Origin of the sequence: Clostridium sp. AM27-31LB, from assembly GCF_003480745.1 — a bacterium.
Lineage (GTDB): Bacteria > Bacillota > Clostridia > Lachnospirales > Lachnospiraceae > Butyribacter > Butyribacter intestini.
Map to the genome: position 1 here is coordinate 65,539 of NZ_QUJS01000001.1, position 18,059 is coordinate 83,597.

Genomic DNA, 18,059 nt, shown 5'->3' on the forward strand with positions numbered 1-18,059 from the left:
TCAACCGACACAAGGAGTAACAGTTATCATGCAGTTTAAGAAAAAACTGGAAATCAAGGCAAATCATAAGCAGGTGGTAATCGATGTCGCAGATATACTATATATCAAGGCATCAGTGAATGACTGTTACATCCATGTGACAAGCGGAAGCGTATATAAGACCAGAAGTACCTTAGAGGCAATGGAGGCACAGGTCGGAGAATACTTTCTGAGATAGAGAATTTTCTATCAATGACATATAAGATAGACGCAGATGATAGGATACACGAACTGCCATACGGCTGCGAGCCAAAAGCAGTTTAATCCACAGATATAAGAAAGGAGGCAGTCTATGAAAAAAAGATATGCCGGATAAAAAGAGGTCTGGCGGTAATGCTATCTGTCTGCATGGTATTCGGTATGGCACCGATTCAGGCAGGGGCAGAGGAAAATGATTCAGAAATTGCAGTGCAGGCAAATGATAGTGCTGGAAAGACTGAACAGCAATCCACGGAAGAGGAAGAGTGTAAGCATGAGGGGGTTGAAATAACTTTCAACAGCAACGGTTTCGGAAACTGCCCGAAATGCAATGCAACCGTATATCAGCCTGCTGTTGAAACAACTGACAAATATGACATTGACGATGACAGCATGAAAGAGAATGTTTACGAAATCAGCAATGCAGGTCAGCTGTACTGGTTTGCAGGACTTGTAAACGGCACTCTTGATGGAGTTAAACAAAACAGATTAGCCAATGCAATTCTGACAGCCAACATCACAGTAAATGAAAATCTTCTTGATTCCTTACAATACGATACAGAGGGTAATGTTTCCAACGGAAGTGATTTTATAAGCTGGACACCGATTGCAGATTGTATGGGAGATCATATAACACTGTATTCAGGAACGTTTGACGGAAATAATAAAACCGTAAGTGGTTTATACTTTAATGATAATTCAGCACGTATTGGATTATTCGGAAGTTCAGAAGCTGATGGCAACATAAAAAATGTTGGAGTTGTTGATTCCTATTTCAAGGGGAATAATTTTGTGGGCGGTGTGTGTGGACGCAATGACGGCACAATCACAAACTGTTATAATGCAGGGAATCTTACCGCTATTGAGTCATCTGCTGCTATAGGCGGTATATGTGGATACAATGGTGGCACAATCACAAACTGTTATAACACAGGAACTGTTACCGCTACCGGCTCAGTAGCTTCTGTGGGTGGTGTGTGTGGCTGTAGTATTGCACCAATTTCAAACTGTTATAACATAGGAATTGTTACCGCTACTAGCTCAGATGCTGATATAAGCGGTATATGTGGATACTATTATGGGCCAATCAAAAATTGCTATCACCTCGCAGACACAGAAGATGAAAATGGCGGCAAAACCACCGCACAATTTGCAAGCGGTGAAGTTGCGTATCTTCTCTCACAAGGTTGTACAGTAGGTGAAGGTGAAGATGCCGTAACTTACAGTGGTTCTGTATGGGGGCAGGCACTTGGCGGAAATGGTGATACATATCCTGTTCTTGATAGCACAAAAAGAGTTTATCAGGTAGATAAATATGACGGCTGTGAAGGAAAACCGGGCAGTTCAACAAAGGTATATTCCAATCAGAGTACGTCAATATATGGAGAACATTCTTTTGCTTATGAGCCTGTAGAAAATGGTAATGCTATTAAGGAAGCTTGTAGCGAGTGTGGTGCAACCTACACCGTAAAACTTACACAGCCGGCAGCAACATCAGATGAAAAGATTGTCTATGATGGAACAGAAAAGAAAGCCGGAACAGCAATAGACTCTGGCAACACGGGTATAGAGACAATTCCTGAAAATGCCATTACCTATGCAACGGTAACAAATGGCACACCATCTACTTATAGTACAACAGCACCGAAAAATGCTGGTACATACAAAGCAAAGCTTACATTAGGCACAGGAGATAACATAGTTTCTATTGAGATAAATTTTACGATTGAAAAAGCAGCTTCACCGACTATAGCTGGTGAGGAAAAGAGTTATGCATATTCAGCCGGTTCAGCCGGCAAGACAATCGGTGTGGATATTGCAGGAAAGTTCCCAACGGATAGGGGCATTACAACATATGCGGTTGCAAAGACAGATACAGAGCAGCTTTTAAGTGAGGTAACTGTCGATACAGCCGGAAATCTGACCTATAAAGTAAATCAGGTAGACTCGACCAAGGTTGGAAAGACAGCAATTATCGCGGTAACAGCTTCAATGGAGAACTATGAGAATGCTGGATACACGCTGACGATTAGTAGTATTGATAAGAAGGCGGTAGAGATTAAGAGTGGAAACAGCGTATCCGTAGATGGAAGCAATGTGCTGATCTATGGTGAAAAGATTTCAAAGCTGACACTCGGAAATACCGTTTTTGTGGAAGCCGGTACAGATGATGTGATAGAAGGTATCCTTTCATGGAGTAATCCGGACGAGATACCGGCAGCCGGAACCACACAGGCGGGCTGGGTATTCAAGCCAGCAGACGGTACGCATTACGCAGAACTTACCGGAAAAGCAGCCATCACAGTAGCCAAGGCAACACCTGTAATTGCGGAGAAGTCGACAGCAACCGCACTTACTTACGGACAAAAGCTTTCTGACAGTACCCTGACAGGAGGCAAGGCAACATACAAAACAGTCGATGGAACAGAGGTAGCAGGAACATTTGCATGGAAGAATAGTAATATTAAGCCTACAGTAGCCGACAGCGGAAAGACAGAGTATGATGTGACATTTACACCATCAGATACAGATAATTATAATGCTGTTGATATGAAAATCAGTCTTACGGTCAACAAGGCAGCGAAAGCTCCAAACATGCCGGAAGCTGCGATGGCACCGGCGCACAGTGCAAAGAAGGTTGGTGATATCACGCTTCCGGATGGCTGGAACTGGTCAGACACCGACAAGGATAAAGAACTTACAGATGGTGTGGCTGTGACAGCAACAGCAGTTTATACAGGAGCAGACAAGGGCAATTATGAGAATGTGAGCGTGACAATCACCATTACTCGCAGTTCCTGTGACCATAAGAATACGGAAGTGAGAGATAAGAAAGAAGTTACTTGTACCGAGGATGGATACAGTGGCGATGTCTATTGTAAGGACTGTACCGTATTAGTGACCAAAGGATCTGTGATTACGCATCCGGGTCATCTGTTAAGAGAAGTAGCAGCAAAGGATGCGACAGCGACTGTGGCAGGCAATATAGCATACTATGTATGTGAGAATGCAGGCTGCGGCAAGTACTTTGCGGATAATGCGGCGAAGACGGAGATTACCGATAAGTCAAGCATTATCATTCCAGCTACAGGAGATGGTTCATCGTCAGGAGGTGGTTCTTCATCCAGTGGCGGTGCCTCAAGTGGAGGCTCATCAAGTGATGGTACATCTGGCGGCGGTACATCATCGGGAACAACCGATAAGCCGTCTGTACCGAAAAAAGGTACGAAGATAAAGGGCAACGATGGTTCGACTTACATAGTTACGAGTGGCAAAGGCAAAACACCGACAGTACAGTACATTGCTCCAAAGAGTACTGCAAAAGGAACGGTTACCATTCCGGCAAAGGCTAAGGTTGATGGAGTATCTTATAGAGTAACATCCATCGCCGACAATGCCTTTAAGAATAATAAAAAGATTACAAAAGTCGTGATTGGAAATAACATCGTTTCCATCGGCAAAAATGCCTTTGCAAAGTGTACTAAGCTTGTAAGTGTTATTATAGGAAAGAATGTGATAAAGATTGGCAAAGATGCATTTGCCGGATGTAAGAAGTTAAAGAAAATCGTAATCAAGACAAAGAAAATGACGAAGAAGTCAGTCGCCAAAGGAGCATTTCGCAGTGTTGGCAAAAAGGTTGTCGTGCAAGTGCCAAAGAGTGAGTACAAGGCATATAAGAAGCTGCTTCGTGCGAAAGGACTTTCTAAGAAGGTCAAGATTAAGAGATATTAATTTCAAAACCCGGATGCTTGCAATGGAAGCACTTTGTAAATTTGTGAAAATTGAATACAAACATCCTTTTACACCTCTTGCCGGGGCTAACCGGTAGGAGGTGTTTTTTTGTTGGTTCATTTTAAAAGTTTTCGATATTCGGATGGCGAACAGCCCTTTTGTTTATGAAACAGCCGACTGAAATACAGTTGGTTATCGTAACCTACAATGCGTGCAATTTCATTTACGGCATAATTTGTGGTTTCCAATAACATCTGGGCATTAGTGATTCGGATGGAGGTGATAAACTGCATTGGTGTTGTACCGGTAGATTTTTTGAAGTTCCGAATAAACCAACTGACACTCATTCCACTAGAAGCAGCATATTCTTCAATTTTGATATCACGGTTATAGTTTTCGTTAAAATAGGAAGCAGCAGTATCCATTTCATGATCTAGGTATTCATTTTTTAGTACGTATTTGCTGTTAAGCTCCCGGTGAAAGACAATCAGTAAATGACGCAGCAATAGTGTCAGCATTTCTTCGTAGTTATCCTGGCATCTTTGTAATTCTAAAATAATTTGTTTGAAAATACGTTCGTATTCTAGTGATGTTCCAACATGGAAGATACGCTGGTCATTCGGGAAACCATAACTTCTTAAAATGTTCTTTACATCACTTCCGGTAAAATGTACCCAGTAAACTTCTGTTTTATCAATGCCATAGTATTCATATTTCTGAAATTCCTTGGGGCGGTAAAGTACGATATTGCCTGCTGTAACGACAGTATCATCATCTGTGTTGTCAAAATGAAAATGAGCTCGTCCGGCAGCTATATAGATGATTTGAAAGTCAAGTCTTCCTCTGGGACGATAAGTTGGAAGCTTTGGGTGTGAAGATAGACGATAGGTGCCACAGCTTCCTACAATAAGTGGTCGGCTTTTATCTTTGAAGTCTATAAGGGAGTGGTTGTGATAACCGGAATTTATATACATTTTGAATCCTCCTTTCCTTGTTTGCAAATTCATTATAGGATAGGCTGGATAAGAATGCTTGCCAAATTAAAAGAAAATATAGACAAATATTGCAAAGAAAATCAAAAATCAAGTAATAAAGGGGAGATGTATCAATGCATTTGACATTTAAGGAAACAAAGGAAGAGGTATATGCAGCTCAAAGAGTGTCAAAACATATATCTCCACATTTACATAATGCATTGGAAATTGTGTGCGTAACGGAAGGAACACTCGAGATAGGAGTGGGGCAGGAATTATATCATATGGAAAAGTGTGATATCGGATTTGTCTTTTCTGATATTATTCATCATTATCAGGTGTTTTCAGAAAAAACAAGCCGGGCAGATTATATTTTGGTTCCATCTTCTTTTGCAGGAGTATTTAAAGATAAAATACAAGGATATGCTCCTAAATATCCGGTTATTCGTGCGAGACAGATTGAACCGGATGTTTATAATGCAATTCAGGCGATTATCCAAATGGAAGAAAAAGAAACGATGGTTGTTCAAGCGTATATTCAAATTGTTCTGGTAAGATGTATAGGAAAAATGGAGTTGGTGGAAAAAAGTTGTGTGGGAAGCGATGATTTGATATACCGAACGGTATCTTATGTATCAGGAAATTTTAGAAAAAAATTTTCTTTAGAGGAGATGGCACATGATCTCGGAGTGAGTAAATATGTCTTGTCACGAGTGTTTTCTAAAACATTTCACCGCAATTTCAATCAGTGTCTTAATGATGCCAGACTGAGTTATGCATGTACAAGGTTAGTGAATTCAGGAGATACAATTCTTGACATCTGTTTGGATAGTGGCTTTGACAGCCAGAGAACATTTAATAGAGTGTTTAAGGAACGCTATAGAATTAATCCGAGCGAATATCGAAAATTAAAATATGATGTATTTTCACAAGCAGATGTGACAGAACAATAACGGTTTGCCGCATCTTTTGGAAGTTGATTGATTTTTAGGCAATATGCAATGTTAATTGTGCCACGATAAAGTGTATGGTTGAGGTAATTATGCCGATATATACTAAAAAAGCAGAAAAACGGATTTATAATGTGGAGATAGACAGGGAGAAGTGTAGAAAATGAAAGGGCAAAATATGAATAAAACAGAAAACAAGATGTATAATTTTATGATTTTTTTTATTAGTCAGACTGTATCAGAATTGGGAACTTCAATGACTGGATTTGCGACCGTTATTTGGATGTATTCTAAAAGTGGACAGGTTATGTCTGCATCTTTACTGGCAATCTGCAGTACAGTCCCATATTTAATTGTGAGTCTTTTAGGAGGAGCGGCTGTTGATAAAATGAATAAGAAAAAAATTATGCTTATTTGCGATTCTATAGCTGCAGTAGGTTCAGTAATTCTTCTGAGTTGTTATATTTTGGGGGATTTACAGTTGTGGGTATTGTGTCTGGTTAATGTGATTAATGGATTTATGAATGCATTTCAAAATCCTGCTTCTCAAGTTACCGTAACATTATTAGTTGATAAAAAAGATTATGCAAGAATTGGTGGAATTCAATCTACAATAAGTGCATTGGTTGGGATATTTCAGCCGATTTTGGCAACGGCAATTCTTAATATGTTGGGATTACAATGGATTTTAATAATTGATTTATGCACATTTGTATTTGCATTTTTAGCGTTATTATTTGTTGTGCAGATACCTGATGAAATTCCCTCTGACAATCAAACATCATTTTCGGAAATATGGAATGGATTGAAAGAAGGGATTGACTTTGTAGTTGGGAATCGACCGATTTTAATGCTTCTGTTTATGTATTGTATTTTGGAATTTATAGGAGCAATTTCATTTGATGGTATGTTTACACCACTTCTTTTGGCGAGAACAAACAATAATGAAACAATAGTTGGGATTGTTTCTTCATTTATGGCATTAGGCTGTATAGTGGCAAGTGTACTGTTGTCAGTAATAAAACAGCCACAAAAAAAATTACCATTAATGTATTTTGGCAGTTATATGTGTTTGATTGGAATTACATTGTTTGGAATGGGAAGAAATCTTGTATGGTGGTGTAGTGTCGTATTTATTGGTTGTTTTGGAAGTCCGATATATCATACATATCAGACAATAATCATAAGAGAAAAAGTTGATACATCTATGCAGGGACGAGTTTTTTCATTACAGGGTATGATTACGCAGGCATTAACACCATTAGGTTTTTTATGTGGTGGTATGTTGGCTGACTACGTATTTGAACCATTTATGGAGAAAATGTCTTTAAGTAAAAATATTATAACTTTTCTTGTTGGACGGCAGAACGGTTCAGGAATAGGACTGATATTTGTTCTTGCGGGATTAACAGGGATTGCTGCACTAACAATTTTGAAATGCAATCCTGCAATAAAACAGTTAGACCAATAAATTTTAGTAAAAGATTATATAATAATATCGGGAGCGTCTATTTGTTGGAAAAGCAAATTAATAAAAACTTAACTTCGCATTGCGTGGACGATAGGAATATGTTAAGATAACCAGCAAAAGAATAAGCTCTCTTTTCCTGCAAATTTGTGGTACAATGAACAAAATACAGCAGCTATGAAGATAGCAGAAAGAAAAGAGGTAGACTATGAATATTGAAGATATGTTAGACATCAATGACTGTCCTTTATGTGACGGTGGAGCTTTATTAGAGGAGGAGTGTGGCTGCGGCTATTATGTTATGTGCATGGAATGTGGCTGTCATTCAGTTACGATTGATTTTCATTCAGAAGAAGAAAGGCTGGATGCCGCCAAAAGGACAGTTATGCTTTGGAATACGGGAAACGTTATTTCAAGCAGTCCGGGAGAATGATTTTCACATGGTCAAGTGTAACAGTTCAGCCTTTCATTTATTACATTCATAAACCTGCCAGCAAGCTGTCAGTCGCTGCTTTGCAGCTTTTGTTCCTTTCATGTAATAAATGAAAGGCTATTCTACCGTAAAAAGATAATTGACAATATAATGAACAAGCTCATTATATTGTCAATTATCTTTTTACGGCTGAACTGTTACACTTTGTATTACAAAATGTAATGACAAATATAACAATTTGTGATAATATATCTCGTTGAGTGGTCTGATAAAATCAGATTCCAAATAAAACAAACGAGGAGAGTTTTTAAATGAGTGCAAATGTATGTATTATCATAGCAATTGTTGTATATCTTGGAGCAATGCTGTATGTTGGCTTTGCTTTTAGCAAGAACAACAACAATGCCGAGGATTTTTATCTCGGTGGAAGAAAAATGGGACCTTTTGTTACGGCGATGAGTGCCGAGGCGAGTGATATGTCAAGCTGGCTTCTTATGGGACTTCCGGGAGTGGCATATCTTTCAGGAATATGCAGTGCGGCATGGACGGCAATCGGTCTTGGAATTGGAACATGGCTGAACTGGTTCTTTGTATCGAGAAGGCTTCGCAGATATTCAAGTAATATCGGGGCTATCACGGTGCCTGATTTCTTTTCAAAAAGGTATCATGATAATAAAAATATCATCAATGCCATTGCGGCACTTGTTATCATAATATTCTTTGTGCCATATACGGCATCCGGTTTTGCAGCTTGTGGAAAGCTTTTCCATACATTATTTGGTGTTGATTATATGGCGGCTATGATAGTGTCAGCACTTGTTATCATAGGTTATACCATCATGGGCGGTTTCGGTGCAGTCTGCACGACAGACCTTATCCAGAGTATCGTAATGTCACTTGCACTTGTAACAGTCGTTACATATGGTATCAATTCAGCAGGTGGATTTGCGGCAGTTATGGACAATGCAAGGTCACTTCCGGGTTATCTTTCATTAAATAACACATTTGATGCCGCAAACAATACATCAAACAGTTTTAGTTTTATTTCAATAGTGTCAACACTTGCATGGGGAATCGGATATTTTGGTATGCCGCATATTCTTGTAAGATTTATGGCTATTGAGGATGAAAAAAAACTTACGCTTTCAAGAAGAATCGCAAGTGTATGGGTTGTTATAGCTATGACAGTTGGTATATTTATTGGTGTTGTAGGACTTGCAATGACAAAAGCAGGTTCACTTGAAAATCTTGCAGACAGTGAGACTGTTATCGTAAGGATTACCGGACTTATAAGCAGACATGGTGTACTTGCGGCACTTATAGCAGGTGTTATCCTTGCAGGAATATTGGCAGCGACAATGTCAACCTCAGACAGCCAGCTTCTTACGGCAGCATCGGGCGTATCGCAGAATATACTTCATGATTTCTTTCATATAGAGATGGACGAAAAGAAAAGCCTGTTTACGGCAAGACTTACGATAATAGGTATATCTATAGTAAGTATATTTATGGCAAGAAATCCAAATTCCAGCGTATTCGGAATCGTATCGTTTGCATGGGCAGGCTTTGGAGCGTCATTCGGTGCAGTAATGCTCTGTGCATTATTCTGGAGAAGAAGCACACTTGCGGGAGCGTTATCAGGAATGGTGGCAGGAGGAGTAATGGTATTTGTTTGGAAATATCTCGTGCGTCCACTTGGAGGAGCATTAGATATATATGAATTATTACCGGCATTTCTTGTATCGCTGGCAGTGATAATAATAGTAAGCCTGCTCACAAATAAGCCATCAGACAAAGTGTTAGCTGAATTTGATAAGGCAGCGGGAAAGTAAGGAAATATAGCATAAATATAGCATATGGAAATACAAAAACAGAGGTTACAAAATGACCTCTGTTTTTGTGTTCGTCCCAAATATAAAAAACTAAAAACTTGCTCCACACAAAAAAATTTAATATAATTATCAGGTAATTGCGAATTTATATCTTGACAACTGCATTAAAGTAGCGTATATTACTAGACATAGTAATTCATATTAAAGAGATAGGAATTATATGTTTAGTAGGAAAGGTGATAAATAATATGAGATTTAATACAGCATTATTACATAGTGCTGCACCGGGAGATAAGGCTACAGGAGCTACGCTTACACCTATTTACCAGTCCAGTGCGTTTTATCAGGAATCAGCTTTACAGCATGAAAAACTGTTTGCAAATAAAGCACCCGGTTTTTCTTATACAAGAATTGGCAATCCGACGATAACAGCATTTGAAGACAGGATGACTGTTCTTGAGGGTGGTATGGCATCGGTGGCGTGTGCATCCGGTATGGCAGCAGTGTCATGTGCTTTATTAAATATCACTCAGGCAGGAGATGAGATTGTCGTAAGTACAGGCTTGTATGGTGGAACGATAGATCTTTTCCATGACTTTGAGGCATATGGTATAACTACTAAGTTTGTAGACATAAACGATCATGAGCTTGTAAAGGCAGCAATAAACGAAAAGACTAAGCTTGTATTTGCAGAGACTATAGGAAATCCAAAACTTGATGTTGCTGATATTGAAGCACTTGCAGTTATTGCACATGAAGCAGGTATTCCACTCATTATTGACAATACAGTTGCATCTGCTTATCTTACACAGCCGTTAAAACTTGGTGCAGATATTGTCATCAATTCAACATCAAAGTATATAAACGGAAACAGTGATGCAATAAGCGGTGTCATTACAGATGGTGGAAAGTTCAAGTGGGATTTTGAAAAATATCCGGGAATGAAGGAGTTTAAAGTGTTTGGAAAGCTTGCATTTACAGCAAAACTCCGCAATGGATTGTTTAGAAATATAGGAGCGTGTATCGCACCTCAGACAGCATTTTACAATCTTCTCGGAATGGAAACTCTCGGACTTAGAATGGAGAGAGCCTGTAGCAATGCACTGAAACTTGCTAAACATCTTGAAGAATATAAAGACCTTAAGGTCAATTATCCGGGCCTTGAAAGCAGTGATTGGTATTGGACAGCACTTAAGGTACTACATAATGGATTTGGAGCTATCATTACAGTGAGAGTCGGAAGTAAAGAAAGAGCATTTTCGATAATGGATGGTCTTAAGATTCCGAAGATTGTGTCAAATATAGGTGATACAAAGACTCTCATAGTCCACCCATCATCAACGCTCAATGTTCACAGTTCTGAACAGGAAAAGAAAGATGCAAATGTTTTTGATGATATGATTCGCATAAGTGTCGGGATAGAAGATATAGAAGATCTTATCGAGGATTTCGACAGAGTATTAAAAGAAAACTAAGTTCATTTGTTATAAAATGGCAGATGAGGTGCAAAAACATTTTGGAAATAACAGAATGTATGCAGAAAAAATACCATTAAAGTATGAAACTTCATATTAAAAAGGTTTCATAAACAAGGAGGAAAATATGGCAGTAGATTATGCAGCATTAAAAAAAGGCGGATTTATGCGTCAGAAACAGAAAAATAATTTTTCACTTAGATTGCAGGTTGTAGGTGGAAACCTTACAGCAGAAAATCTTGTAAAGATTGCTGAAGTAGCTGAGAAATACGGAGACGGTCATGTGCATCTCACATCAAGACAGAGTGTGGAAATACCTTTTATCAAGATTGATGATGTTGATGAAGTAAAAGAAGAACTTGCAAAGGGCGGATGTAAGCCTGGTGTGTGCGGACCTAGAGTTCGTACTATCACAGCCTGTCAGGGAAATCAGATATGTCCTGGCGGAAATATTGATTCATACGATATTGCAAAGAAACTTGACAGCAGATATTATGCAAGAGAACTTCCTCATAAGTTTAAATTTGGTGTAACAGGATGTCAGAACAACTGTCTTAAGGCAGAGGAGAATGATGTAGGAATCAAAGGAGCAGCTATCGTTTCATGGAAACAGGATGCCTGCATAAATTGTGGAGTATGTGAGAAAGCCTGCAGGGAAGGTGCAATCACTATAGCAGACGGTGTTGTTAAGGTTGACGAGTCTAAGTGTAATTACTGCGGACGCTGTTCAAAAGCCTGTCCTACTGACGCATGGGATGTAAAGACAGGATACCTTGTATCATTTGGTGGATTATTTGGAAACCGGATTGTCAAAGGTAAGGAGTTACTTCCTGTTGTTGAGTCAGAAGAGCAGCTTTTCAGAATTACTGATGCAGCTATCCAGTTCTTTGATGACAATGCAAAACCAAGTGAGAGATTTAAGTTTACTTTGGACAGAGTAGGACTTGATAAATTTGAAAAGGTTATAAAGGAGGCGTACAATGGCTGATTTTGAGATTGATGAGAGAGTAGATATTACTGATGTAGTCTGCCCTATGACTTTTGTTAAGGCAAAGGTGGCAATGGAGGAGATAGAAGTAGGACAGGTGCTCGCCGTTACAATGAATGAGGGTGAGCCGGTTCAGAATGTTCCGAGAAGTTTTAAGGAAGAAGGACAGCAGATACTTAAACTTATTGACAATGAAAATGGAACATATGACCTTATCGTTAAAAAGGTTGAAGAATAAATCTGTTGAAAAATAAAAGGCAAAGTTCTTTAAATAAAGCAGCTTTTAAATAAGTAACTTTATTAAATATAAAAATAAAATGTGATATGTCATTTAAAAGCGGCATATCGCTTAAAACAGGAGGGCGAAGAATGGCAAAGAGAGTTTCTAAAGATGATTTTGAAAAGGAAGTATTGCAATCAGAACTTCCGGTAATTGTAGATTTTTATTCAGATTCATGTATTCCATGTAAACAGCTTTCACCTATCCTCGGTGACATAGAAGATGATTACGAGGATAAGGCAAAAGTTGTAAAAGTAAACATCAATTTTGATGAAGAACTTATGGAGAAATATGAAGTCATGGCTTCGCCAACTCTTGTCTTTTTTAAAGACGGGGAAGAAACAGACAGAACAAGAGGTCTTGTAAAGAAAGCCGAGATAGAAGAGAAACTTGGTGCTTTACTTTAAAACTATCAGGCGGCAGAGCGGATTGCAAATATCCACTTCATTAAAAATATGAAAACAATCGGGGAGAACTTTTGAATAAGGTCTGTCCGTTAGATATATAAGATAGAAATTATAAATAGGAGGGTTAAGAGATGACTATTACAATAGCAGGCGAAAAGAAAGAATACGCAGAGGGAACAACTATTGCACAGATTATTGAAGCTGAAAAGGTAGAGAATCCACTTTATGTAACAGTTTCATTAAATGATGATTTTGTTGATAAAGATACATTTGATACAACAACAGTTAAAGAGGGAGATTCTATTGAATTTCTTTATTTCATGGGAGGAGGAAGTTTCTAATGGCATTTACTAATGAACAGATGGAACGCTACTCAAGACATATCATCTTGCAGGAAGTAGGCGTTAAAGGACAGAAAAAGCTGTTGAACAGCAAGGTGCTAATCATCGGTGCCGGTGGACTTGGTGCACCAGCCGCAATGTATCTTGCAGCAGCAGGCGTTGGTACTATTGGTATTGCGGATGCTGATGAGGTTGATCTTTCAAATCTCCAGCGTCAGATTATTCATGGAACTGCTGATGTAGGCAAAGCAAAAGTTAAGTCTGCAAAAGAGACAATGAATGCAATGAACCCTGATGTAACAGTAAATACATACCGTACATTTGTAACATCAGAAAACATCATGGATCTTATAAAAGATTATGACTTTATTATTGACGGAACAGATAACTTTCCGGCAAAATTCCTTATCAATGATGCCTGCGTAATGGCAAAGAAACCATTTTCTCATGCAGGAATCATCAGGTTCAAGGGGCAGCTTATGACTTATGTTCCGGGAGAAGGACCATGCTACCGTTGTGTATTTAAAAATCCACCTCCAAAGGACGCAGTTCCTACTTGTAAACAGGCTGGTGTTATCGGTGCAATGGGCGGTGTTATCGGAAGTCTTCAGGCAATGGAAGCAATCAAATACATTATCGGTGTAGGGGACCTTCTTGTAGGAAAACTTCTTACATATGATGCACTCACAATGCAGTTTAGAACAGTCAAACTTCCAAAGGCTGACGGTAAATGTGCCGTATGCGGTGACCATCCGACAATCACAGAGCTTATTGATTATGAGCAGGCAGAGTGTGACGGCAAATAAGATTAAGCAAATGTCTTTTGTGGCAGGTGCAGATTTGAGCAAAAACAAATAGCGTTTATGGTATATGCAAATTTGAGCTTTGCATAGCCGCTTTGCAATAAGTTGCTCAGAAACGAGGAATAATATGCTTTTTTTAACAAAAAATGATTATGACAAGATTTTAAAACATTGCGAAGCCGGACTTCCTGACGAGGCTTGTGGCCTTATCGGTGGAACAAAGGATGGCAATGATAAATATATCAAGAAAGTTTATCTTCTTACAAATATTGACCATAGCAATGAGCATTTTTCAATGGATCCCAAAGAGCAGCTTCAGGCTGTAAAGGATATGCGTCAGAATGGACTTGAACTTCTTGGAAACTTCCACTCTCATCCGGAGTCTCCGTCAAGACCATCTGAGGAAGATAAAAGACTTGCATATGATTCAAAAGTCAATTATCTCATCTTGTCTTTAATGGACAGAGAAAATCCTGTGTTAAAGGCATTTATCATAGATGAAGAAAAAAATGTGACTATAGAGGAAATTAAGATTACAGAGTAGACTGGGCGAGGTCAACAATAAAAAATGGGCGTTATAAAAAGGACTGTATAATATGCAGTCCTTTTGTTAATATATAGAAAAATGCCAGTAATGCCGTCTTATAAAAATAGTGATAATTTTACAAAAACTTGACATTCATTTTACTATGCTGTGATAGTTGCAGCATAGTTTTTTTGTTACTCTTGTGTTGTAAAGAAAGAAGTGCTTTATGATAACTATAAGAAAAATAACAGGATAAAGCATAGGATTAGTTTTTTGTGTACTTATTAAGAAATTACAGAGAGGACAAAGATTATGAACGAAAATGTTAAGGTAGTGTTTGGTTTGCTTGGCGGTCTTGCATTATTTTTGTATGGCATGAACAGTATGAGTGATGCTTTGCAGAAAGCTGCCGGGGAAAAAATGAAAAAGATTCTTGGAATTCTTACAAAAAATCCCATTATGGGTGCACTTGCAGGTGCGTTGGTAACAGCAGTTTTACAGAGTAGTTCGGCAACAACAGTCATGGTAATAGGTTTTGTAAGTGCAGGACTTATGACTCTGCCACAGGGTATTTCTGTTATATTTGGTGCTAATATAGGAACAACTATGACGGCACAGCTTATGGCATTTAAAATAAGTGATTATATATATCCTCTGATATTTATCGGATTTATCATTAACTTTGTGTGCAAACAGGAGAAAGTAAAACAGGTCGGCCGTGTCATTTTTTCGTTTGGGCTTTTATTTGAGGGTATTGAGATTATGGGAAGTGTCATGAAGCCGCTTGCTACAAGTCCGATTTTCATTGACCTTATGGGAAAAGTAAAAGATATTCCGGTTCTTGGTGTGTTGCTTGGATGTGTAATGACACTTGTTGTGCAAAGCAGCTCGGCAACTATTGCCGTTTTACAGAATTTTGCGTCACAGGCAGGTCCAGACGGAGTGACAAGTGTTATCGGTCTTGGCGGTGCGATACCTATTTTATTTGGTGACAATATCGGTACTACGATAACAGCTCTTTTGGCATCTGTCGGTCAGTCAAAAAATGCAAAGAGAACAGCGGTGGCACACAGTGTATTTAACATAACGGGAAGTATCGTGTTTATGTTTCTGATACCGGTCTTATCAAAGTTTGTAAGATATATCTCACCAAAAGGAAATGAAGTTGATGTAATCTCAAGACAGATAGCAAATGCACATACGACATTTAATATAGTCTGTACTTTGGTATGGCTTCCTCTTATACCGGTGATGGTAAAAATTGTTAAATTCATCGTGAGGGGTGACGAGGCAAAAGAGAAAGCAGTATTTACTGCAAAATATCTTGATGACAAACTGATAAATCAGCCGACAGCAGCATTATATCTTGTATCAGAGGAGATAAAACGCTCAGCTTCATATGCCGCAGAAGCTTTCAGTTATCTTAAAGCAGCCGTAACGGCAAAAAAAGATGGAGTGGCAGGACGGAAGTTTAATGAATATTCGGAATATGTAAAAGTATTACAGGAAAGTATTTCAACATACATATCAAAAATGTTCTCAAGTGGAAATCTTACAGAACTCCAATCGGAACAGACGGCAGGGCTGCTATGTGTATCAAATAATATAGAGAGAATAGCTGAGAGATGTGACGAGATAGATAAGTCTTATGAAAACCTAAAATCAAAAGGGTATAAATTGTCAAATGAAGCAATTAACGAAGTAAAAGAGTGTATGGAACTTTCGGGAAAGTTATTTGAAGAAGCGATAGTAGCGGTAGCGACAGGTGATGATAAAGTAATAGATAAAATGACGAGAGATAAAAATAAAATAAGAAAGAAAAACAGACAATGCAGCAAAGCACATTTTGGCAGAGTGAAAAATAAAAAATGCAGTAAGGCAATGTCTGGAGATTATACGGAAATCCTCCAAAATATCGGAAGAATAACGGATAACTGTGTAGGAATAGCCGAAGAAGCATTGGACAATGTAAAGTTTATGACACTTAATGCTGAGGAGATGGAACAGTATGGAAATGTAATAGACTTTTCACAGGCAAAACAGGTGGAGGGCACAGAAGCATAGAAAATACATATGATGCAAGGGTTAAAATACATTTTGCCACCGACATCATAGGATTAAAGAGCAGCTTAAATATGGATAGCTGCTCTTTTTTTGGCATAAATATATATGATATGTGGAATAATCGTTATTGTTGATGTCTGCGGTGCAGTCAGAAGTGGAGTAATTCACTTAGTTCAAAGTAGAGTGAAGTTTGTTTGAAGTGACATTGAAGTTGACTTTGAAGTGACATTGAAGTTGACTTTGAAGTGACATTGAAGTTTGTTTGAAGCGACTTTAAAGTTGACCACGAAGTGATATTGAAGTATTATTGAAATGTTGTAATCAAATGTGTCAAGAGCAATGTTTTACAGAACAAAACCTGAAATGGTTACATTAAAATAAAAGGTAATGGTTAAATACAGAGAGTACATTTATTAAAAATTGGAGGGAATATGCGAGATTTAGTTATTATAGGAAGCGGACCGGCAGGTCTTTCGGCAGCAGTATATGCAAAAAGAGCCAAACTTGATGTAGTTGTTATAGAAAAAGCAGGATACAGTGGCGGACAGATAGTATCAACAGAGCAGGTGGACAATTATCTTGGATTGCCTGAGACAGACGGCTTTACACTTGGAAGTAAATTCAGGGAGCACGCAGATATGCTTGAAACTGAGTTTATCGATGCAGAAGTAACAAAAATAGAAGAGATAAATGACACAGAGGGGAAAAAGGCATATAGGATAATTCTTAATGCCGGGGAGTCCGTCGAGACAAAGACAATAATAGCTGCTACAGGGGCATCACACAGGAAACTTGGAGCCGCAGGTGAGGAAGAACTTACAGGCACAGGTGTATCATATTGTGCAACTTGTGATGGTGCATTTTTTAAGAAAAAGGTAACAGCCGTGGTCGGCGGTGGAGATGTGGCACTTGAAGATGCAATTTATCTCTCGGCTTTATGCGAAAAAGTTTATCTTATACACAGGAGAGACGAATTCAGGGCAGCAGTAAACATTCAGCAGAAAGTAAAAGAAACACCAAACATAGAGATACTTCCGTTTTATGAGATAAAAGAAATAAAAGGCGACAATAAAGTATCGTCAATCAAACTTGTGCAAAACAAAACAGGTGAAGAAAAAGAACTTGAAGTGTCAGGAGTGTTCGTAGCTGTAGGAATGAAACCGGTAACGGATATATTTAAGGATTATGTCGAGCTTGATAAAACAGGTTATATAAAAGCGGGTGAGGATTGCAAGACAAGCAGTGAGGGAATCTTTGCAGCGGGAGATATAAGGACAAAACCGCTCAGACAGGTAGTGACAGCAGTTGCGGACGGAGCAACGGCAGTGCAGTCGGTCGAAAGATATCTTAATGGCAGATAATAAATAGGATTGTAAAAATATCGAAAATGGACTATTTGTGATATAAATAGTCCATTTTTTTGTTGAAAAAAACGGAAACGTTTTTTTGACATGGGTGTGTTATAGTCGTAAATACAGGGAAATCAGCAATGATTTTCAGGTGATTTAGGTGGTTGTGAAACTGGTTTGATGCAATTTAATCAAGGATA

The 18,059-nt window shown here is 38.5% G+C and carries 16 protein-coding genes; 15 read left to right on the top strand and 1 reads right to left on the bottom strand.

The features are described 5' to 3' along the window. Positions 1 to 28: 28 nt before the first annotated feature. Both DW721_RS00280 and DW721_RS00285 read left to right on the top strand, forming a co-directional pair. On the top strand, positions 29 to 217 hold the full coding sequence (locus tag DW721_RS00280) for a LytTR family transcriptional regulator DNA-binding domain-containing protein (RefSeq protein WP_118744427.1): 189 nt from the start codon (positions 29 to 31) through the stop codon (positions 215 to 217). A gap of 155 nt (positions 218 to 372) precedes the next feature. Next, on the top strand, positions 373 to 3,969 hold the full coding sequence (locus tag DW721_RS00285; RefSeq protein ID WP_118744428.1) for a leucine-rich repeat domain-containing protein: 3,597 nt from the start codon (positions 373 to 375) through the stop codon (positions 3,967 to 3,969). A gap of 116 nt (positions 3,970 to 4,085) precedes the next feature. On the opposite strand, the gene DW721_RS00290 is transcribed toward DW721_RS00285, so the two are convergent. Next, complete coding sequence (locus DW721_RS00290; RefSeq protein WP_118744429.1) at positions 4,086 to 4,943, bottom strand: helix-turn-helix domain-containing protein; 858 nt, start codon at positions 4,941 to 4,943, stop codon at positions 4,086 to 4,088. A gap of 134 nt (positions 4,944 to 5,077) precedes the next feature. Here DW721_RS00290 and DW721_RS00295 point away from each other — a divergent pair, with 134 nt between their 5' ends. From DW721_RS00295 to trxB, 13 genes are all read left to right on the top strand, one after another. Beyond that, entirely contained in the window at positions 5,078 to 5,896 is an 819-nt protein-coding gene (locus DW721_RS00295) for an AraC family transcriptional regulator (protein ID WP_118744430.1), read from the top strand. 160 nt (positions 5,897 to 6,056) lie between these two features. Then, positions 6,057 to 7,364 carry an MFS transporter gene (locus DW721_RS00300; protein ID WP_118744431.1) on the top strand — a complete coding sequence of 436 codons (1,308 nt, stop codon included), beginning with the start codon at positions 6,057 to 6,059 and terminating at the stop codon, positions 7,362 to 7,364. Between the two features lie 205 nt (positions 7,365 to 7,569). Beyond that, complete coding sequence (locus tag DW721_RS00305; protein ID WP_118744432.1) at positions 7,570 to 7,794, top strand: Lar family restriction alleviation protein; 225 nt, start codon at positions 7,570 to 7,572, stop codon at positions 7,792 to 7,794. Positions 7,795 to 8,105: 311 nt separating this feature from the next. Continuing rightward, a complete protein-coding gene (locus tag DW721_RS00310; protein ID WP_022014019.1) occupies positions 8,106 to 9,626 on the top strand; it encodes a sodium/proline symporter in 1,521 nt (506 codons plus the stop codon). 248 nt (positions 9,627 to 9,874) lie between these two features. Next, a complete protein-coding gene (locus DW721_RS00315; protein ID WP_118744433.1) occupies positions 9,875 to 11,101 on the top strand; it encodes an aminotransferase class I/II-fold pyridoxal phosphate-dependent enzyme in 1,227 nt (408 codons plus the stop codon). 127 nt (positions 11,102 to 11,228) lie between these two features. Then, positions 11,229 to 12,089, top strand: a complete 861-nt coding sequence (locus tag DW721_RS00320) for a 4Fe-4S binding protein (protein WP_055944543.1) — start codon at positions 11,229 to 11,231, stop codon at positions 12,087 to 12,089. Next, positions 12,082 to 12,327: a sulfurtransferase TusA family protein gene (locus DW721_RS00325; protein WP_022014022.1), complete on the top strand. Its 246-nt coding sequence runs from the start codon at positions 12,082 to 12,084 to the stop codon at positions 12,325 to 12,327. Before DW721_RS00320 ends, DW721_RS00325 begins: the two co-directional genes overlap by 8 nt. Positions 12,328 to 12,458: 131 nt before the next feature. Continuing rightward, positions 12,459 to 12,776 carry a thioredoxin domain-containing protein gene (locus DW721_RS00330; protein ID WP_055944540.1) on the top strand — a complete coding sequence of 106 codons (318 nt, stop codon included), beginning with the start codon at positions 12,459 to 12,461 and terminating at the stop codon, positions 12,774 to 12,776. A gap of 131 nt (positions 12,777 to 12,907) precedes the next feature. Beyond that, the gene (gene thiS / locus DW721_RS00335; protein WP_055944538.1) at positions 12,908 to 13,117 is read left to right on the top strand and encodes a sulfur carrier protein ThiS; all 210 of its coding nucleotides are present in this window, start codon (positions 12,908 to 12,910) and stop codon (positions 13,115 to 13,117) included. Then, complete coding sequence (gene thiF / locus DW721_RS00340) at positions 13,117 to 13,923, top strand: thiazole biosynthesis adenylyltransferase ThiF (RefSeq protein ID WP_022014025.1); 807 nt, start codon at positions 13,117 to 13,119, stop codon at positions 13,921 to 13,923. The genes thiS and thiF overlap by 1 nt, the downstream gene beginning before the upstream one ends. A 124-nt stretch (positions 13,924 to 14,047) precedes the next feature. Continuing rightward, a complete protein-coding gene (locus DW721_RS00345; protein ID WP_022014026.1) occupies positions 14,048 to 14,464 on the top strand; it encodes a M67 family metallopeptidase in 417 nt (138 codons plus the stop codon). 294 nt (positions 14,465 to 14,758) lie between these two features. Then, entirely contained in the window at positions 14,759 to 16,510 is a 1,752-nt protein-coding gene (locus DW721_RS00350; RefSeq protein ID WP_118744434.1) for a Na/Pi cotransporter family protein, read from the top strand. A gap of 431 nt (positions 16,511 to 16,941) precedes the next feature. After that, a complete protein-coding gene (gene trxB, locus DW721_RS00355) occupies positions 16,942 to 17,871 on the top strand; it encodes a thioredoxin-disulfide reductase (protein ID WP_055944530.1) in 930 nt (309 codons plus the stop codon). Positions 17,872 to 18,059 lie beyond the last annotated feature (188 nt).